The organism is Bradyrhizobium sp. (assembly GCF_035652035.1).
GTDB lineage: Bacteria > Pseudomonadota > Alphaproteobacteria > Rhizobiales > Xanthobacteraceae > Bradyrhizobium.
In genome coordinates this window covers 39,147-57,126 of sequence record NZ_DASREO010000086.1, presented here as the reverse complement: position 1 = coordinate 57,126, position 17,980 = coordinate 39,147, and the positions used below count along the sequence as shown (strand labels likewise).

The window sequence follows — 17,980 nt, the reverse complement described above, 5'->3', positions numbered from 1 at the left end:
CCATGCGACTGTTCGATCAGACAAAGCAAAAACGGAGACGCCCATGCCGGGACTACGACCTCGAGCGGCCAGGAATCCAACGGGCTATCTCCGCCTGCCCGCCACTATGACAGTGACAGCCATCGAGATACAGGAATCCATCGCGCCGCCTCAACGCTCGAAGACATGGATTCCGGATTCGCATCTTCGATGCGCCCCGGAATGACGACACGGGAGAGCGATTGGGCCTCCTCAGAATTTTTCCACCCAGGGCCGCAATTCCACTTCCCAGCTCCAGGCGCTGCGTGGCTGTTGCAGCACGCTCCAGTAGCTGAGCGCGATCGCATCCGGATCGAGAAACGAATCCGGCCGGTCGGCGGGGTCTGTGCGCGTGGCGCTGCGGATGCCGCCATCAATGACGAAATGCGCGATGTGAAGGCCTTGCGGCGATAATTCGCGCGCCATGCTTTGCGCGAGCCCGCGCAGCGCGAATTTTCCCATCGCGAACGATGCCGATTGCGCGTAGCCCTTGACGCTCGCCGACGCGCCGGTGAAGAGAATGGCGCCCTGCTTGTTCGGCAGCATCCGCTTGGCTGCCTGCTGGGCCACCAGAAAGCCGCCGAAGGCGCTGACCGCAATCGCCTGCATCACGTCAGCGGGCGCCAGATCGATCAGCGGGCCACGCGCCCGAGCGCTCGCATTGTAGACGACGAGATCAGGCGTGCCGATTTCGCGCTCGACGAGGCCGAACAGGCGCTCGACTTCATCAGGCTCGGTCGCGTTGCAGGCATAGGCCTTTGCCTTGGTCTCTGTGCAGAGCGCGCCAAGCTTCTCGATGCTGCGGGCTGCGAGCGCGACGCGAATGCCTTCGCGCGCAAACAGCCGCGCCAGCGAGGCGCTCAGGCCTTCGCCGGCCCCGACGATCAGGGCATTCTTGTATTTTGGCGTTTCCATCGGATGTTCCTCGTTTGATCGGCGGCCAGATGTGCAATAGTTCGCTACAACAGATGAGGAAGCGATCAGGGAAATTCAATGCAACAGCATTCACAAAATGACCTTGTGAATTCCGACCCGCGTTCGTCGCGGCTGGCGCCGGACACGTCTGGCATGAATTTCTATCATGCTGACCCATCGCTGTCGGATCTGCTTCGCATCCATTTGCCGGAGGCGCTGTTTCACCATATCGAGCCGCACCTTGAGCGCCTGGGCCGACTTGCCGGCGGGCATCTCGACGAATGCGCGCGGCTCGCCGACCGTCACGTGCCGGTGCTGCATCAGCGCGACCGCTTTGGCCGCGACGTGCAGTGGATCGAATATCATCCGGCCTACCGCGAGCTCGAACGCGCCGCCTTCGGCGAGTTCGGCATTCATGCGATGTCGATCCGCAAGGGCATCCTGGGCTGGGGCGACAAGTATCCCGTCGCCGCCAAGCATGCCTTTACGTTTCTGTTCAATCAGGCCGAGTTCGGGCTCGGCTGCCCGATCAACGTCACCGACGGCTGCGCCAAATTGCTTGCTAATTTCGGCAGCGAAGCGCTGAAGGCGAAATATCTCGACGGCCTCACGCAAACCGACATGAACAAGCTCACTCAGGGCGGCCAGTTCATGACCGAAAAGGAAGGCGGCTCCGACGTGGGGACGCTGACCACGACCGCGGTCGAGGAGGGCGACCATTGGCGCCTTTATGGCGAGAAATGGTTCTGCTCGAATGCCGACGCCAAGGTCGTGATGCTGCTGGCGCGCCCCGAGGGCGCCGGTCCCGGCACGCGCGGTGTCGGTCTGTTCCTGATGCCGCGCACGCTCGACGACGGCTCGCCCAACCACTACCGGATCGTGCGGCTGAAGGACAAGCTCGGCACCCGTTCGATGGCGTCGGGCGAAATCAAGCTCGAGGGCGCGATTGCGTACGCGGTCGGCAAACTCGATCGCGGCTTCGTGCAGATGGCTGAGATGGTCAATTCGTCGCGGCTTTCAAACGGCGTCAAATCCACCGCGCTGATGCGCCGCGCCTGGCACGATGCGATGACGGTGGCGAAAAACCGTGTCGTGTTTGGCAGGCGCATCATCGACCTGCCGCTGGCGCAACGGCAATTGATGAAGATCACGCTTGCGACCGAGCAGGCGCTGTCGATGAGTTTCCTCACCGCCGATGCGCTCGATCGTGCTGAGGCCGGCAGTCAGGATGCGGCTGCGTTGCTGCGCATTCTGACACCGACGCTGAAATTCCGCGCCACGCGCGATGCCAGAAAAGTCTGCGGCGATGCCATGGAGATGCGCGGCGGCATCGGTTACATCGAGGAATTCGCCACCGCGCGGCTGTTGCGTGACGCGCATCTCGGCTCGATCTGGGAGGGCACCGGCAACATCGTCGCGATCGACGCGCTGACACGAGCGGTCGGCCGTCACGGCGCCGACGCTGCGCTGGCGGCCGATCTGCATGCGCGGCTCGATGACTCCGCCGATGTCCCAAGTGGCTGGCGCGATCGTTTGCGTGGCTTGACGGATCGCGCCGTCGGATTTGCCCGCGAGGTCGCCGGCCGCGGCGAGAACGAGGCTGAAGCCCGCCGCGCCACCAGTCTTCTTTATCACGTTGCAAGCGCGGTGGCGCTGGCGTGGGAGGCCCATCGCATTCACCAGATGCGCGGTGATGCACGGCGCTTGCTGCTCTCGCGGCTGGTGATTGATCACCGCTTGCCTTCCGGCGATCCGTTCCGCATGTCCGATGACGGCAGGCAACGCGCGATCACGCAAGCTTTGCTTGGCGATCGCGCGGTCGGCATGGAAGAGGCTGGTGAGTTGGCCGAGTAGCTTCTAGTCGTCGAACGCCGGCGGCGGCACGAAGCCGCCGAATGCGTGCTCGATCAATTCTGCAAGCTTGAGCGGCGTGCGGTCTTCCAGCCACGGGCCGACGATCTGAACGCCGACCGGCAGGCCGTCGGGAGCGAAACCAACAGGTATCGCGGTTGCGGGCAAGCCCGTGAGATTGGCAACACCTTGCCACGCCATCTGGTCGACAAAGGAAAATTCCTTGCCGTCGATCGTGATGCGCCTTTTCTCCTGCTCCGGATTGTGGTCATGCGGAAAGGCCGGTGTCGACATCACCGGGCAGATCACCGCATCGAAGCTTTCGAACAGGGCGCGCCACTCTGCCCGCAACCGCAACCGCGCGTTGTCGGCCATGACCCAGTCGCGGTGGCTGAGCGCAATGCCGCGCAAGCGCTCGGCCTGCCCGTTCATTGCGTCGGCGGGAAGATTGGCTGCTGCCGTCACGAGGTTCGCATAGACCTCGGGCGGGAATCCCACCGAGAGAGCGGACATCAGCATCCGCATGAACAGGCGAAAAGCGGCGCCGAAATCCGGCCAGAGCGGGCTTTCGCGCGCGACGTTGACGCCAGCCTTGGCGAGATTGGTGGCGAGTTGATCGATCGCCGAGCGCACCACCGTGTCGGTCGGCGCCACGGGATCGCTCTCGATCACCAGCACGCGGAAGTTCTTCAGGTCGGCATGACGCGGCGGCGGCAACGACAGGCGGTAGGCCTTGCCGGCTTCGAGCGGATCCGGTCCCGCGATGACGTCCAGCAAGAGCGTGAGGTCCGCGGCCGAGCGCGCCATCGGGCCGATCGAGCCCATGTCGCGGTCGGTGGGCAGTGCCGGAAGCGGCGGTGGCACGTGGCCGCGGATTGGCACTAACCCTTGCGTCGATTTGTGCGCGAACACGCCGCAATGAAAGGCTGGCACGCGCAGCGATCCGGCCAAGTCTGTTCCGATCGAGAGCGACCCGTAGCCGGCCGCGAGCGCGGCGCTCGATCCGCCGGACGAACCGCCGGGGGTGCGCGTGAGGTCATAGGGATTATTGGTGGTGCCGTAGATGTCGTTGTAGCTCTGCCAGTCGCCAAGCGCGAGCGGCACGTTGGTCTTACCCAGGATGACGCCACCAGCCTCCTTGATGCGTGCAACCGCGACTGCGTCTTCCTTGGGATGAAAATCCTTTTGTGCCGGCATGCCCCAGGTCGTCGGCGTCCCTGCGAGATTGAAGGATTCCTTGATCACCATGGGAATGCCGAGCAACGGCCGCGTTTCGCCGCGGGCGCGCGCCCCGTCGGCGGCTCGCGCGGCATCGCGCGCGCGGTCGAAATCACGGACGCAGACCGCGTTGATTTTCGCATCGTGGCGTTCGATGCGTGCGATGGCGTGCTCCGTCAGTTCGACTGACGACACTTCTTTTCGCGCGAGCGCCCTCGACAGGCCGATGGCAGTCTCAAAAGTCCATTGCGATTTCGCCACGTCAGTTCTCCCGGTCTGATATCTCTTCGAGGGAGAATATGCGCGCCGAAAATGACCGTCGCTAGACCGCTATTGCTGTCCGTGGATTATCCCGGCAGCATCCGCCGCATGATCCCGTCGCGATACACAAAGATATGGACCAATGCGGCCATGACGTGAATTCCGATGAGGACAAGTAACGTCCACCCTGCCACCTGATGCCAGCCGTCGATGAATTTATTGGCGGCGGGGTTGTCGGACGCCAGCATCGGCAACGGCATGAGATAGAAGAAAGACAATGACCAGCCGCGAAAGGACGCGAACAGCCAGCCGGTCAGTGTGGTCGCAAGTACGAGCGCATAGAGCGCCCAGTGAACGAATACCGATGTCAACCGTTGCCAGGGCGGAAGCGAGTTTTCCGGCGCAACCGGGTGCGTCAAGCGCCAGATGAAACGCAGAACAATCAATGAGAGAATGACGATACCGAAGGAGACGTGAAACGTCATGGGAGCGCCGGGCGTCTGATCACGATGGAGATCAGGCATCAGCCAGCCGATCGGATATTGCACGGCGAGCAGCGCGACGATCAGCCAGTGAAACGTCTTCGCGGTGGTCCCGTATTGCAGGCGAGTTGTCATGGCCTCATCTCTCGTCCAGGACTGGTTTCAGATATCGAGAGCTGCATCAATTCCAGCTAAGCCGCGCCGATAAGAATACCGACACCGAGCACGATGACGCCGCCGAGCACGATCTGGAACACGGCCTGCAAGAATGGTGTATCCATATAGCGCGCGCGAATGAAGGCAATCGCCCAGAGTTCGAAGAAGACTACAACGCTGGCGATTGCGGTCGCAATCCAGAAGGCATTGGCCCAGTGGTCGGGCACCAGATATGGTATGGTATGGCCGAGACCGCCGACCGTGGTCATTAAGCCGCAGGTGAGACCGCGCAACCAGGGCGAGCCGCGTCCCGTGAGCGATCCGTCATCAGACAGTGCTTCCGCAAAACCCATGCTGATGCCGGCGCCGATCGATGCGGCGAGACCGACCAGAAACGTCTGCCAGTTCTGGTGGGTGGCGAAGGCTGCGGCGAATAACGGGGCCAGCGTCGACACCGATCCGTCCATCAACCCGGCAAGGCCCGGCTGCACATATTGCAGCACGAACACGCGGCGGCGCGTCTTGTCTTCCTCGGCGCGCACGTCGGGGGTGAGGATCTGGTCCGTCAGTTTGGCGGCGACGTTTTCGTGGCCTTTCTCGGCTTCCGCCAGGTCGGCGAGCAGCCTGCGAACGCCAACGTCTTGCGTCTGCTCGGCGGCCTTGATGTAGAACCGCTCCGCCTCGAACTCCATCGTCGCCGCTTCCTTGCGGATCGCATCGAGCGACAGGTTCTTGGTCAGCCAGATCGGGCGACGGCGCAGAAAGCCCTTGACGTTGTCACGACGGATCGGCGGCAGGTTCTGGCCAAAACGCTTTTCGTACATTTCGAGCAGCATGTGGCGATGGCCTTTTTCCTCCTCCGCCATTTGCTCGAACAGCTTTGCGGATTCCGGATAGCGCTCGGCGAGGTCTTCCGCGAAGCTCATATAGATGCGGCTGTCTTCCTCTTCGGCGGCGATCGCAACCGCCAGCACTTCCCGCTCGGTCAGATCGGCAAATTTCTTCAACGCGAACCCCCGGCAATCGATTTAGAATTATTCTAAAGTCGATATAGCCTCAGCCTCAGCCGGCGTCAAATCGCCGGGTTCTTGCCGCGCATGTTTCGGAGGTTCGATGGAACCGTTGCGAGGCCGGTCCGTTCGATTTCCGGAAAGAGTTTGCAGGAAACCCGTATGCAAAAGGTCAAATACCGCATGAACGACCCGCGGCTTGCGCCGCGGCGGACCAGGCTTGAGATTCCCGGATGGGCCGGCAAGCGCGAGCCGCGCGCCGATGGCTCGCGAGAGCAGGTGTGGCACTGCGTTCCGTTTTCGGAAGGCGCGCAATACGGGATCGAGCTGTTCTACCCTTACGACAACGAATTGCGCGTCAGCACCAAGGACGGGCGTCTCGTTCTGGAAAGTGATTGGGGCGAGCCACCGGACGGCGGGGTTCATTGGCCGCCGTTCCGGACCTTCGGCGACGATTTTTACACCTATCAGATCCTGCTCGACCTCAAGGTCGAGCAGGGCATGGCGATCCGCACCGAACCGCATCCGCGCTTTTACAACGATCGAACCGGCACTGTTCCGATCGCAGTGCCGGCGTTGATCCGAAACTGGTGGCCGATGATGTTCTTTTGCGTGTTCAAGTCACCCGATGAGGGATGCACGCATATTTTCCGCCCCAAGGAGCCGTTTGCCCAGATTATCGTGATCCCCGAAGAGGCCAGTTTCGAACTCGAACCGATGAATGAGGAAGAATTCGCCGAACGCGAGCTGCAATCGCGCCGGATCTACAACAGCCGGCCGACACTATCGGCCGGGACCGAATGGACCTCGTCAACCGACACCGTGTTCGATGGCACCTATAGGCATCTTCATCGCGCAGCGAAAGAGAAGGCGCGCGAGCAATAGTATCTCGCTGATGTCGTCATCCGAAAAAGAACAGGACCCTTGGGGGTCCTGTTTGCGTTCGGCATTTCTTCCGATCATCAATAATAGCGGTAGTAGCCGTGGTGGTGATGATGGTGGTGGTGATGGTGATGATAGTATCGGGGCCTGTAGTATCGTCGCCAGAAGTGATGGTGATGATGATGGTGGTGGTGATGGTAAAATTGCGTCAGCTGCACATTCCCCGTCGTCGACGGCGCAGGGGCTTGATCGACCGTTCGCAGCAACGCCGCAGCATTGGGGATAGGCTCCAGCAATTCGGCAAATGAATTGGCTTTCAGGCTTTCAGCCGGGGCCAGTGGCGCTGGTGCGGCCTGGGCGGAGCCCAAGGTTCCGAGCGCAGCTACCGCGCCCAAAAGGCCAGCGATCTTCTTCTCCATGGATTTCCTCCAAACTTGATGCAGGGCACATATCCCTCAGCCGCCAACGCGCGGGAACCCGCGATCGTTCCCCACAACTTTGATCGAATGATCTGGGAAGGCCTGGATTCGAGTGCGCTTCTAGACTGCAGCCGTTTTCAGAAATTGCAGCAGCAAGCGGCTCACCTCACCCGGCTGCTCCTGCTGCACCCAGTGCCCGGCGCCGTCGATGAGGTGAACGCCGGTCATGCGCGTGCAAGCCGTCGTCTGCACGGTCTCGAACACGCCGGGCCGCTGATGGGTTCCCCAGTCCTGTTTACCTGAAATGAAGCAGGAGGGCACGTCGATGCTCTTGCCCGACCAGGTCTCGAGCTCGGCGGTGAACGCACCTGATGTGCCGCAGCGATACCATTGCAGGCCGCCCTGAAAGCCGTTGCGCTGATATTCGCTGCTATAGACGGCAAGCTCGTGATCCGGCAGCCAAGTGTTCGCGGCGATCGCTTCCTTCGACGGCATCTCCGGCGCGACCGTTTCGGGCATGGTCTTGGCAAGATCCATCACATAGTAAGTCGGCAGCTTGGCGAGTTCTGTTGCCGACCATGATTTGAGCGGATGCGGCTTGTTGTCCTTCCAGTCGGCGCTCTTGTGATGATAATAGGCGCGCAGGAAATCATGCACGCCTTGTGGCGCGCGCCACATGTCGTCGTTCGCCTCGCGCGTCGCGTAATACCAGTGATAGTGCTTACGCGGCCGCGGCAGTGATGCGAGTTCGTGATGCACCGGATCAACGCGCTTTGGCGGCAGCGGCGCATCGGCGAAATTGAAAGCCATTTGCGGCGGGCCCGGGAACGGCGCGCTCATCAGCACAACCGATCGAAACACGTCGGGACGGATTAAGCCGCACCAGGCGGCGACCGGACTGCCGAAATCGTGGCCGACCACGGCGGCGACCGAGCGATAGCCGAACGCCGCGACGACGCCCAGCGCATCGCGCACGAGATTTGTCAGGCGGAACGGCGTCAGGCTGCCATCATAGCTCGCATCCCATCCGGTGGTGCGGCCGTAGCCGCGCTGGTCCGGCGCGATCACGTGATAGCCGGCTTCGGCCAGCACCGGCATCACCTTTCGCCAGCTATAGGCGAGTTCCGGAAAGCCGTGCAGCAGCAGCACGCACGGGCGTTCGTTGCTCCCATAGCCAGCTTCGAGCACATGCACCGAGAGGCCGTTGACGCCCTCGATGACGCGCGACCGGATGCCGGCAGGGAGCGGGAGATCGGGGAGGTTGGTGGAAGTTGAACTCATCCTGGCGAATCCACGACTAATACGCATCCTGGCGGCTCTTCAACGGGACGATGCTACCTGCCGAGAGGCTGGCAAGGCAAGCAACGTCGCCGTTCCGGCCGGTTGCGCAGGCGTTCTTGGAAAGGCACATGCAGATGTATCGTTACGTCAGTCTCCTCGCCATGACCGCTTTTCTGTCCTGCGTGTCGGCGCTCGGCGCCCCAAGGGAAGGCGGTCTGATCAACGACCTGCCGCACGGTTATATCGGTGAATTCCGGTGGGACGGCGACGAGACGGTGCAGCACGTCGTCATCAGATTTGATCAGGTGCGGATGTTGACCGATGAGAGCGCCGAAGCCACAGGATGTGGCGCCTACGAGGTCGGCCGTTACGTGACGAAGATCAAGGTGCAGATGCTGGTCAACCGGTCCGATTTGCGGGTCCAGATTCTGGAACAGTCACCTGAAAGCGGCGGCAACGTCACCAGCGGCGCCTTCGTCACCGACGGCAGCCACCGGGGCCGCCTTTCGCGCGATCTCCAGCAAATCGATGCCGAGTGGACGGGCGCATCAGGCGGAAAACGGGGGCAGTTACATCTGCGCGCGTCGTCATCTGCCGTTTGCGCGCCGTCGACGTCGCTTTAGCGAACGTCGCCGTCGCCCGGAAGCAACCGCGCTTCTACAGCCGCTCCACGATCGTCACATTGGCCATGCCGCCGCCCTCGCACATCGTCTGCAAGCCGTAGCGCTTGTTGCGCTGCTTGAGTGCATTGACGAGCGTCGTCATCAGTTTCGTTCCGGACCCGCCCAGGGGATGACCGAGCGCAATGGCGCCGCCATTGACATTAAGCCGCTCGGGGTCGGCGCCTGTCGTCTTCAGCCACGCGGTCGGCACCGATGCAAACGCCTCGTTGACCTCGAACAGGTCGATATCGTCGACTTTCATGCCGGCCTTTTTCAGCGCGCGTTCCGTCGCATGCAGCGGCGCATCCAGCATGATCACGGGATCGCCGCCCATCATGGTCATGTGATGAACCCGCGCCAGCGGTGTGGCACCGAGCGACTTCAACCCCTTCTCGTTGACAACCATCACGCCGGACGCGCCGTCGCAGATCTGGCTGGCGGAGGCCGCCGTCAGCTTGCCGTTCTCCGCGATCAATTTGACGTTTCTGATGCCGTCGAGGCTGACGTCGAAACGAATGCCCTCGTCGATCGCATGAATGTCCTTTGAGCCGTCCGCGCGCGTGATCGGCAGCGGGACGATCTCATCCTTGAAGCGGCCGCCTTGCGTCGCCGCGATCGCGCGCTGGTGGCTTTGATAGGAATATTCGTCGAGCTCGTTTTTGGAGAGGCCGTATTTCTCCGCCATCATTTCCGCGCCGGTGAACTGGCTGAACACGATGTTCGGGTAGCGCTGCTCGATGTTCGGGCTCTTGTAGTGGCCAAAGCCGTTTTTCGCCGGCAGCTGCGAGGCAAGGCCCATCGGCACCCGCGTCATCGCCTCGACGCCGGCCGCGATCACGACATCCATGCTTCCCGACATCACCGCCTGTGCGGCGAAGTGAAGCGCCTGCTGCGAGGAGCCGCATTGCCGGTCGATCGACGTGCCCGGCACGCTCTCCGGCAATTTGGAAGCCATGATGGCATTGCGCGCGATATTGTTGGATTGCTCGCCGACCTGCATCACGCAGCCCATGATCACGTCTTCGATCTGGTCCGGTGCGGCGCCCGAACGTTCCACCAGCGCATCGAGCACCGAGGCTGCGAGATCGGCGGGATGCCAGCCGGCGAGACGGCCTCCCTTGCGGCCTCCGGCGGTGCGCGCAGCGGCGACGATATAGGCCTCGGCCATGGGCGTTCTCCCTGATTTTGCTTGGCGGAATTCGTGATTTTGCTTGGCGGAATTAAAGTGACGCAGGCGGATTGAGTCAATCAATACTGGTGTCCCGGTTCTGACATTCGTATCCTGTCGCGGCGGCACTTTTTACGAATGTCAGAACCAAAGGGACACTAGCAAATCCATGGTTCTAGTGTGGCTTTGACTCTGACGTTCCTTTGACGAGGTCACAGCAAAACTGAAAGGAACGTCAGTGTCGCCACACTAGCTTGCAATTTAAGTCTTGAGGCCGCCCGCGCCATAGGGTTAGCGTGCAAGCAAGAATGAATAATTCGGGAGAGACGTCACCATGCAATTGAAAGACGTTGCAGTCATGATCACCGGCGGCGGTTCCGGCCTTGGCGCCGCGACCGCGCGCGCCATGGCAGCCAAGGGCGCCAAGGTCGCAGTCCTCGATCAAAGCAAGGAAAACGCCGAGAAGGTCGCAGCCGAACTGAAAGGCATCGCGCTGGTCGCCGATGTGACCGACGAGGACGGAGTCAAGGCGGCCATCGCAAAGGCCGAAGCCGCGCACGGCGTCGCGCGGGTGTTGGTGAATTGCGCGGGGATCGGCGGATCGCAGCGCATCGTCGGCAGGGATGGCGTCTATCCGTTGGCAAAATTCGCGCGCATCATCAACGTCAACCTGATCGGAACGTTCAATGTGCTGCGGTTGTTCGCCGAACGTCTCTTGACCGAACAACCGGTCGGCGAAGAGCGCGGCGTCATCATCAATACCGCGAGCGTCGCCGCCTATGAGGGCCAGATCGGCCAGATCGCCTACTCGGCGTCAAAGGGCGGCGTGGTCGGCCTCACGCTGCCGGCCGCGCGCGACCTCGCCCAGCACAAGATTCGGGTCAACACGATTGCGCCCGGCCTGTTCTTCACGCCGCTCCTGATGGGATTGAGCGAAGAGGCAAGGGCGAGCCTCGGCGCGCAGGTGCCGCATCCGGCGCGGCTTGGCGATGCTAGCGAATACGGCAATCTCGCGGTCCACATCGTCGAGAACGCCATGCTCAACGGCGAAACCATTCGCCTCGACGGCGCCATCCGCATGGCGCCGCGCTGACGCTGCGAATTCGGAGAGTGACGATATGAATTTCGATTTTTCCGACGACCAGAAACAGCTGCGCGACTCCGCGCGGAAATTCCTTGCCGAAAAATGTCCGCCCAAGGCAGTGCGCGCCGTCATCGACGGCAAGGCGCCGTATGATCGCGAGCTCTGGAAAGGGCTCGCCGAAATGGGCTTTCTTGGGGTTGCGATTCCGGAGGCCTATGGCGGCACTGGCGCCGGTCATCTCGAGCTGTGCGTGATCGCCGAAGAAATGGGTCGTGCGCTGGCACCGGTTCCGTTCTCTTCCACGGTCTATCTTGCCGCCGAGGCGCTGCTGCTTGCCGGCAGCGAAGCGCAGAAAGAGAAGTGGCTACCGGTGATTGCCTCGGGCGACGCGATCGGGACGCTCGCTTTGTTCGAAGGCAAGGGCAATCCATCGCCAGCGGCGATCAAGCTTGCCGCCTCTGGCGGCACACTCGACGGCGTCAAGATGCCCGTCGCCGACGGGGCAATCGCGGATTTTGCGATCGTCGCCGCGCGCACGGCGTCGGCCGGACGCGAGACTGACATCTCGCTGTTTCTGGTCGACATGAAGGCCGGTGGTGTCGAGGCAAAAGCGCTCGGCAACATCGATCCGTCGCACGGACAAGCCGAAGTCACCTTCAAGAAGTGCAAGGCGGAGACTCTCGGTCCCGCTGGCGAAGGCTGGAGCATCATTTCGCAGGTGCTGGACCGTGCCGCGGTGCTGCTCGCCTTCGAGCAGATCGGCGGCGCCGACCGCGCGCTTGAAATGGGACGCGACTACGCGCTGGATCGCATCGCCTTCGGCCGGCCGATCGGATCGTTCCAGGCGATCAAGCATATGCTGGCCGACATGTACGTCTCGGCCACGCTGGCGCGCTCCAATTGCTACTATGGCGCCTGGGCGCTCTCGACCAACGCCGGCGAATTGCCGGAAGCGGCCGCCGCGGCGCGCATCAGCGCGACGCAAGCCTTTCAGCATTGCGCGAAGAACAACATCCAGGTTCACGGCGGCATGGGATTCACCTGGGAGTTCGACTGTCATCTGTATTACCGGCGCGCCAATGCGACCGCGCTCTCGCTCGGCTCGATGTCGTATTGGGAAGATGCGCTGATCGATCGCATGCGGAAGCGCAACGCGGCTTAGGAACGCGCCATGAATTTCGACGATACCCCGCAGGAAGCCGCCTTTCGCACCGAAGCGAAGGCCTGGATCGCCACACACGCGCCGAAGCAATATGAGGAGGAACTGAAAAGCTCCTCGCTTGGACGCTCGGTGCTCAAAGGCGCCGATTTTCTCGACGTCGCCAAGGCGTGGCAGAAAAAGAAGGCGGACGCTGGCTGGGCCTGCCTGCACTGGCCGAAGGATTACGGCGGACGCGGCGCGTCGCCGATTGAGCGGGTGATCTGGCAGCAGGAGGAAGGCGCTTTCGGCAAGCTGTCCTTCGCCTTCATCATCGGCCATGGCATGTGCGGCCCCACCATGATGGGCTATGCGAGCGAGGAGCATAAGCGCCGCTACCTGCCGCCGCTCGCCTCGGGCGAGGAAATCTGGTGCCAGTTGTTCTCCGAACCCGCCGGGGGATCCGACGTTGCGGGCTTGCGCACGCGCGCGGAGAAGCGCGGCGACGAGTGGGTCATCAACGGTCAGAAGATCTGGACCTCGGGCGCGCATTATTCGGACTACGGCATCCTGCTGACGCGCACCGATGCGACTGTCCCCAAGCACAAGGGGCTCACCATGTTCTTCCTGGACATGAAGAGCCCGGGCGTCGAGATCAGGCCGATCAAGCAGGCCAACGGCGATTCTCACTTCAACGAGGTCTATTTCACCGACGTGAAGATTCCCGACTCGCAGCGGCTGGGCGCCGTCAATGACGGCTGGAACGTCTCGCTGACCACCCTGATGAATGAACGGATGTCGATCGGCGCCGGCATCGCGACCGGCTTTCCGGAGCTGTTCGAGTTTTGTAGCAACCTGATGCTGGAAGACGGACCTGCGATCGACGACCGCGGCGTCCGTTCCAAGCTTGCCCAGTGGGCGGTCCGCGCCAGCGGACTGAAATACACCAACATGCGTGCGATCTCGGCGCTGTCGAGGGGCGAGCGGCCGGGACCTGAGAATTCGATCGGCAAGCTGGTCGCAGGATCGATGATCCAGGACATCTCGGCTTACGCGCTGGATCTGCAGGGCGCGGCGGGCGTGCTCTCGGGACCAGAAGATGCAGAAGCCGCCGGCAAGTTCCAGGCCATGCTGCTGCGTGCGCCGGGCACCCGCATTGAAGGCGGCACCGACGAGATCATGCGCAACATCATCGCCGAGCGCGTGCTGGGCTTGCCCGGCGACATCCGCGTCGACAAGGACGTTCCGTTCAACCAGATCCCGACCAAGGGGAGATAGTTCTCGCGTCCCGGACGCGGCGCGGCGTTCTTCACACCGCGTCGCAGATCCGGGACCTATGCCGACCAATGGGCGCCGGCTCAGCAGCGCATCGCTTCACGCTGCTCAGCATCCGGGGCACGCTTCTGAGACGAGGGGACACCCGATGAACTTCGATGACAGTCCGCAAGAGGCAGCGTTCCGCGCGGAGACGAAGGCATGGATCGAAGCCAACGCACCGAAGGAGTTCGAGGCGGAGCTTTCGAAGGCGTCGCTCGGCCGCATCCGCTTGCAGAAGCACGACATCGTCGAGGTCGCGAAAGCCTGGCAAAAGAAGAAGTCCGACAGCGGCTGGGTGTGTCTGAACTGGCCGAAGGAATATGGTGGCCGTGGGGCCTCGCCGGTCGAACGCGTGATCTGGCAGCAGGAGGAGGGCGTCTACTTCAAGCTGACAAGCCCGTTCCAGATCGGCGAGGGCATGTGCGGGCCGACGCTGATGGCGTTCGGCAGCGAGACTGACAAGCGGCGTTATTTGCCGAAGATCGCCTCCGGCGAGGAAATCTGGTGCCAATTGTTTTCAGAGCCGGCCGGCGGTTCCGACGTCGCGGGCCTGCGCACCCGCGCTGAGCGCGACGGCGATGACTGGATCATCAACGGCCAGAAGATCTGGACATCGGGCGCGCATTACGCCGATTACGGCCTTCTGATCACCCGTAGCGATCCGGGCGTGCCGAAGCACAAGGGGCTCACCATGTTCTTCATCGACATGAAGAGCAAGGGCGTCGAGGTCAGGCCCATCAAACAGGCCAACGGCATGCAGGAATTCAATGAGGTGTTCTTGACGAACTTGCGCATTCCCGATTCGCAGCGGTTAGGGGCGGTCGGCGACGGCTGGAATGTCTCGTTGACGACGCTGATGAACGAACGGATGTCGATCGGCGCGCGGCTTGCGACCGGCTTCAACGAAATCTTCGATTTCTGCTCGAGCCTGATGACCGACGACGGGCTTGCGATCGACGATCGCGCGACGCGTTCGAAGCTCGCGCAGTGGGCGGTCAGGAACAGCGGCCTCAAATATACCAGCATGCGCACGATCTCGGCGCTCTCCAGGGGCGAGCGGCCGGGGCCGGAAAATTCGATCGGCAAGCTGGTGTCCGGTTCGATGCTCCAGGACATTGCGACGTACGCGATGGACCTGCAAGGCGCGAGCGGCCTGCTGAACGATCCCTCCACCGCCGAAGCTGCCGGTCAGTTTCAGGCCATGCTGCTCTCATCGCCGTCGATCCGCATTGCGGGCGGCACCGACGAAATCCTGCGCAACGTCATCGCCGAACGCGTGCTGGGCTTGCCGGGCGATATCCGCGTCGACAAGGATGTGCCGTTCAACCAAATCCCGACCAAGGGAAGATAAAGCATGTCAACTCTCGCCAGCAAGCACAGCGCCGAGGAGCGCATCAGCGTTCTCCAGGAACTGCTGGACGAGCGCTTTTCCTGCCGCGCCTTCAGGCGGGATCCGGTGCCGCGGCCGATCATCGAGCACGTTCTGAAAACCGCGCAGCGCACCGCGTCCTGGTGCAACAGCCAGCCATGGCAGGTCGTGATCGCGAGCGGCGAGGCCAAGGAAAGATTTCGTCAGGCGATCTACGCAGCCGCAAGCAGCGGCAAGGACGACGGCGATTTTCCGTTTCCACGGGAATATCGCGGCGTGTACCTCGAGCGGCGGCGTGAAAGCGGCTTCCAGCTCTACAACACGCTTGGCATTCCGCGCGGTGACAGGGCGGCTTACGCCAAGCAGGCGCTGGAAAATTTCAATTTCTTCGGCGCGCCGCATGTTGCGATCATCCACACCGACGAAGCGCTCGGCGTCTACGGCGCGATCGATTGCGGCGCCTATGTCTCCAACTTCATGCTGGCGGCGCAGGCGCTCGGCCTCGGCACCATTCCGCAGGCTGCGCTCGCGCATCAATCAGGCCTGATCCGGCGTCACTTCAAGATCGGCGACGACCGGCGCGTGGTCTGCGGCATCTCGTTCGGCTTTGCCGATCGCGATCACCGCATCAACAGCTACCGCACCTCACGCGCCAGCGTGGCGGATGCGGCGGTGTTCGTCGACGAATAGGTTTGCTTTGGCGTTCCCCGGACGCAGCGCAGCGCGAAGCGGTGCGCTGCTGAGCCGGGGTCCAGAAAGAGATGAACGTCCTGGGTGCCGGTTCTGCGCAGCAGCGTGAAGGACGCTGCGACGCGCCCGGGACACGCAGTTCGTGCTTCTCTAAAACTTCGGCGGACGCTTCTCGGCAAACGCCTTGATGCCTTCCTTGATCTCCTCGCCGCGCATGCTGTCGCGCGCCCGGCGGTCGGCGGCCTCGACGTCAAGCTTGCCGCGCGAGATCTCGTGCATGGTCTGCTTCATGCCGCGCATCGCGATCGGCGCGTTGCCGGCGAGAAGTGTTGCAAGGCGGTCGACTTCCTCGTCCAGCGCCTCGGGCGGCACGACCGAGGTGAGATAGCCGATGCGAAGCATTTCCGTCGCGCCGATTTTTTCGGCAGTGAGAAACAGCCGCTTGGCGTTGTCGAGCCCGAGCCGCGCGACGTAGCGGGCGATGCCGCTCTTGTAATAGTGCAGACCGAGCCGCGCCGCCGGCATGAACATTTCACCGGTATCGACGCCAATGCGGAAATCGCAGGCAAGCGCGAGGTCCGTCGAGCCGCCATAGACGCCGCCATTGAGCCGGCAGATGGTGGGAATGCCGATGTCTTCGAGCCGGTTGACGACCACCTCGAAGGCGGAGCCGGCGCTTTTCTGTTCGATCTCACTGGAAGCGCGTTCGGACACCGAATTGAGATCGTAGCCGGCGCTGAACGCTCGCCCGGTGCCCGTGAGCACGAGCACGCGAAGCGCCGGATCGGCCTCGACCTCCGCGAACAGTCTTAGCAGCACGTCGAGATCTTCGGCCTGCAGGCGGTTGAGGTGCTTCGGCCGGTTCAACCGGATCGTAGCACGTGCGCCTTGCCGTTCGAGCACGGGTGGACTTGCGTCGTTTTCCGACATTCTTTCCTTTCTCCGCTACTTGTTCTCGAGCGCGCGCCGTTTGGCTTCGGCGTCGATCGTCTCGGCGAGATCGGGATGCCGGGCCATCAGCAGGCGAAAGTCGACGAGGTCCAGCATCAGGAGCCGCGACACCCGCGTCGTCGTGATATCGGCGGAGCGCAGATTATTGCCGAGCAGCGCCATTTCGCCGAAAAATGCGCCTTCGCCAAGGACGATCTTCTTGCCTGGCAAATCGACCTCGACCTCGCCGCTGGCGATGAAATACATGCAATCGCCGGCCTGGCCCTTGCGGATGATGGTGGTGCGCATCGGCAAGTCGATGGTTCGCAGCATTTGCGTGACGTCGGCGATCGCTGACGGGCCAAGCGAGGCGAAGAACGGCACCTTGCTGACGGCTTCCCAGCTACGAAGGAAATTGTCGCGGCGGGTTTCTGCCGCAAATCCGGTCGCAAGAATACCGGTCCATAGCCCGAACACGCCGAGTCCGCAGATCATGACGCCGGCTGCGATCAGCCGGCCGAGCGGTGTGAGCGGAACCACGTCGCCATAGCCGGTTGTCGTCAGAGTCGCCACCGCCCACCACAAGGCTGCCGGGATGCTGCCGAAGTTGGCCGGCTGGACATCACGCTCCAGGAAGAATTCCGCGACCGAGGCCATGAAGAGGACCATCAGGAAAATCACGAGCACGCTGAGCAGCGGTCCGGATTCCACTACGAGGACCCGACGCAATTGCCGCAAGCCGCGAATGCCGGGAACAACCTTGAGCACCCAGAACATGCCGAGCAGCCAGGCCGTTCCGGAACTGGCGCCGGCCACCAGCGCAATCGGCACGGCCAGCGCCGAGGCTGCATCCACGATCCCGCGAAATGAGAAGATATAGGCTGCCCGGCGGCCGGCGCCGGCGGCATGGCGAAGCCGGATCACCCATTCGAACACGAAGAAAGCAAGACACGCCCACAGTAGCGCGTCGATCAAATAGTGCATCGCCGCGTAGGCCGGATCGACCGTCAGCAGCATGATCAAGACCACGCCGCTGGTGATGGCAACGTAGGCGGGCTTGGTCATATTGCGACCGGCGGTAGCGGTCACGAATTGCGAGAGGGATGGAAACCGGCTCGATTGGGACATT

Annotated in this window: 17 protein-coding genes; 8 read left to right on the top strand and 9 right to left on the bottom strand. The window is 62.4% G+C overall.

What is annotated here, in order from left to right; genetic code table 11:
* Positions 1-231 precede the first annotated feature (231 nt).
* Positions 232-933 (bottom strand): SDR family NAD(P)-dependent oxidoreductase, encoded by a 702-nt coding sequence (locus VFB05_RS23560; RefSeq protein WP_325016765.1) that lies wholly within the window; start codon positions 931-933, stop codon positions 232-234.
* Positions 934-1,011: 78 nt separating this feature from the next.
* Here VFB05_RS23560 and VFB05_RS23555 point away from each other — a divergent pair, with 78 nt between their 5' ends.
* The gene (locus VFB05_RS23555) at positions 1,012-2,787 is read left to right on the top strand and encodes an acyl-CoA dehydrogenase family protein (RefSeq protein WP_325016764.1); all 1,776 of its coding nucleotides are present in this window, start codon (positions 1,012-1,014) and stop codon (positions 2,785-2,787) included.
* A 3-nt stretch (positions 2,788-2,790) separates the two neighbouring features.
* Here VFB05_RS23555 and VFB05_RS23550 read toward each other — a convergent pair whose 3' ends face one another.
* The 3 genes from VFB05_RS23550 to mbfA form a co-directional block, all read right to left on the bottom strand.
* Positions 2,791-4,263, bottom strand: a complete 1,473-nt coding sequence (locus VFB05_RS23550; RefSeq protein ID WP_325016762.1) for an amidase — start codon at positions 4,261-4,263, stop codon at positions 2,791-2,793.
* A gap of 86 nt (positions 4,264-4,349) precedes the next feature.
* Positions 4,350-4,880 carry a cytochrome b gene (locus VFB05_RS23545; protein WP_325016760.1) on the bottom strand — a complete coding sequence of 177 codons (531 nt, stop codon included), beginning with the start codon at positions 4,878-4,880 and terminating at the stop codon, positions 4,350-4,352.
* A gap of 56 nt (positions 4,881-4,936) precedes the next feature.
* On the bottom strand, positions 4,937-5,908 hold the full coding sequence (mbfA, locus tag VFB05_RS23540) for an iron exporter MbfA (protein ID WP_325016758.1): 972 nt from the start codon (positions 5,906-5,908) through the stop codon (positions 4,937-4,939).
* A gap of 165 nt (positions 5,909-6,073) precedes the next feature.
* On the opposite strand from mbfA, the gene VFB05_RS23535 reads away from it, so the two are divergent.
* Positions 6,074-6,796 (top strand): hypothetical protein, encoded by a 723-nt coding sequence (locus VFB05_RS23535; RefSeq protein ID WP_325016756.1) that lies wholly within the window; start codon positions 6,074-6,076, stop codon positions 6,794-6,796.
* Positions 6,797-6,873: 77 nt separating this feature from the next.
* On the opposite strand, the gene VFB05_RS23530 is transcribed toward VFB05_RS23535, so the two are convergent.
* The gene (locus VFB05_RS23530; protein WP_325016754.1) at positions 6,874-7,212 is read right to left on the bottom strand and encodes a hypothetical protein; all 339 of its coding nucleotides are present in this window, start codon (positions 7,210-7,212) and stop codon (positions 6,874-6,876) included.
* A gap of 120 nt (positions 7,213-7,332) precedes the next feature.
* Positions 7,333-8,493, bottom strand: a complete 1,161-nt coding sequence (locus tag VFB05_RS23525) for an alpha/beta hydrolase (RefSeq protein ID WP_325016752.1) — start codon at positions 8,491-8,493, stop codon at positions 7,333-7,335.
* Positions 8,494-8,621: 128 nt separating this feature from the next.
* Between VFB05_RS23525 and VFB05_RS23520 the strand changes: the two genes are divergently transcribed.
* Complete coding sequence (locus tag VFB05_RS23520; RefSeq protein ID WP_325016749.1) at positions 8,622-9,116, top strand: hypothetical protein; 495 nt, start codon at positions 8,622-8,624, stop codon at positions 9,114-9,116.
* Positions 9,117-9,150: 34 nt separating this feature from the next.
* On the opposite strand, the gene VFB05_RS23515 is transcribed toward VFB05_RS23520, so the two are convergent.
* Complete coding sequence (locus VFB05_RS23515; protein WP_325016747.1) at positions 9,151-10,323, bottom strand: acetyl-CoA C-acetyltransferase; 1,173 nt, start codon at positions 10,321-10,323, stop codon at positions 9,151-9,153.
* Between the two features lie 334 nt (positions 10,324-10,657).
* On the opposite strand from VFB05_RS23515, the gene VFB05_RS23510 reads away from it, so the two are divergent.
* The 5 genes from VFB05_RS23510 (at position 10,658) to VFB05_RS23490 (ending at position 15,921) form a co-directional block, all read left to right on the top strand.
* Positions 10,658-11,416 (top strand): SDR family NAD(P)-dependent oxidoreductase, encoded by a 759-nt coding sequence (locus tag VFB05_RS23510; RefSeq protein WP_325016745.1) that lies wholly within the window; start codon positions 10,658-10,660, stop codon positions 11,414-11,416.
* 25 nt (positions 11,417-11,441) lie between these two features.
* Complete coding sequence (locus VFB05_RS23505) at positions 11,442-12,569, top strand: acyl-CoA dehydrogenase family protein (RefSeq protein ID WP_325016743.1); 1,128 nt, start codon at positions 11,442-11,444, stop codon at positions 12,567-12,569.
* 9 nt (positions 12,570-12,578) lie between these two features.
* Entirely contained in the window at positions 12,579-13,823 is a 1,245-nt protein-coding gene (locus VFB05_RS23500; RefSeq protein ID WP_325016741.1) for an acyl-CoA dehydrogenase, read from the top strand.
* A 145-nt stretch (positions 13,824-13,968) separates the two neighbouring features.
* Positions 13,969-15,213, top strand: a complete 1,245-nt coding sequence (locus tag VFB05_RS23495) for an acyl-CoA dehydrogenase (RefSeq protein WP_325016739.1) — start codon at positions 13,969-13,971, stop codon at positions 15,211-15,213.
* A gap of 3 nt (positions 15,214-15,216) precedes the next feature.
* Positions 15,217-15,921: a nitroreductase gene (locus tag VFB05_RS23490; RefSeq protein WP_325016736.1), complete on the top strand. Its 705-nt coding sequence runs from the start codon at positions 15,217-15,219 to the stop codon at positions 15,919-15,921.
* 150 nt (positions 15,922-16,071) lie between these two features.
* Here VFB05_RS23490 and VFB05_RS23485 read toward each other — a convergent pair whose 3' ends face one another.
* Positions 16,072-16,851 carry an enoyl-CoA hydratase/isomerase family protein gene (locus tag VFB05_RS23485; protein ID WP_325016734.1) on the bottom strand — a complete coding sequence of 260 codons (780 nt, stop codon included), beginning with the start codon at positions 16,849-16,851 and terminating at the stop codon, positions 16,072-16,074.
* A 15-nt stretch (positions 16,852-16,866) separates the two neighbouring features.
* Entirely contained in the window at positions 16,867-17,979 is a 1,113-nt protein-coding gene (locus VFB05_RS23480) for a cyclic nucleotide-gated ion channel (protein ID WP_325016732.1), read from the bottom strand.
* Position 17,980 lies beyond the last annotated feature (1 nt).

What these genes read in the sequence shown, in the direction of transcription:
- VFB05_RS23560 (WP_325016765.1), bottom strand. Translation starts at nt 933, where the DNA reads ATGGAAACGCCAAAATACAAGAATGCCCTGATCGTCGGGGCCGGCGAA.
- VFB05_RS23555 (WP_325016764.1), top strand. Translation starts at nt 1,012, where the DNA reads ATGCAACAGCATTCACAAAATGACCTTGTGAATTCCGACCCGCGTTCG.
- VFB05_RS23545 (WP_325016760.1), bottom strand. Translation starts at nt 4,880, where the DNA reads ATGACAACTCGCCTGCAATACGGGACCACCGCGAAGACGTTTCACTGG.
- VFB05_RS23535 (WP_325016756.1), top strand. Translation starts at nt 6,074, where the DNA reads ATGCAAAAGGTCAAATACCGCATGAACGACCCGCGGCTTGCGCCGCGG.
- VFB05_RS23530 (WP_325016754.1), bottom strand. Translation starts at nt 7,212, where the DNA reads ATGGAGAAGAAGATCGCTGGCCTTTTGGGCGCGGTAGCTGCGCTCGGA.
- VFB05_RS23525 (WP_325016752.1), bottom strand. Translation starts at nt 8,493, where the DNA reads ATGAGTTCAACTTCCACCAACCTCCCCGATCTCCCGCTCCCTGCCGGC.
- VFB05_RS23520 (WP_325016749.1), top strand. Translation starts at nt 8,622, where the DNA reads ATGCAGATGTATCGTTACGTCAGTCTCCTCGCCATGACCGCTTTTCTG.
- VFB05_RS23515 (WP_325016747.1), bottom strand. Translation starts at nt 10,323, where the DNA reads ATGGCCGAGGCCTATATCGTCGCCGCTGCGCGCACCGCCGGAGGCCGC.
- VFB05_RS23510 (WP_325016745.1), top strand. Translation starts at nt 10,658, where the DNA reads ATGCAATTGAAAGACGTTGCAGTCATGATCACCGGCGGCGGTTCCGGC.
- VFB05_RS23505 (WP_325016743.1), top strand. Translation starts at nt 11,442, where the DNA reads ATGAATTTCGATTTTTCCGACGACCAGAAACAGCTGCGCGACTCCGCG.
- VFB05_RS23500 (WP_325016741.1), top strand. Translation starts at nt 12,579, where the DNA reads ATGAATTTCGACGATACCCCGCAGGAAGCCGCCTTTCGCACCGAAGCG.
- VFB05_RS23495 (WP_325016739.1), top strand. Translation starts at nt 13,969, where the DNA reads ATGAACTTCGATGACAGTCCGCAAGAGGCAGCGTTCCGCGCGGAGACG.
- VFB05_RS23490 (WP_325016736.1), top strand. Translation starts at nt 15,217, where the DNA reads ATGTCAACTCTCGCCAGCAAGCACAGCGCCGAGGAGCGCATCAGCGTT.
- VFB05_RS23485 (WP_325016734.1), bottom strand. Translation starts at nt 16,851, where the DNA reads ATGTCGGAAAACGACGCAAGTCCACCCGTGCTCGAACGGCAAGGCGCA.
- VFB05_RS23480 (WP_325016732.1), bottom strand. Translation starts at nt 17,979, where the DNA reads ATGTCCCAATCGAGCCGGTTTCCATCCCTCTCGCAATTCGTGACCGCT.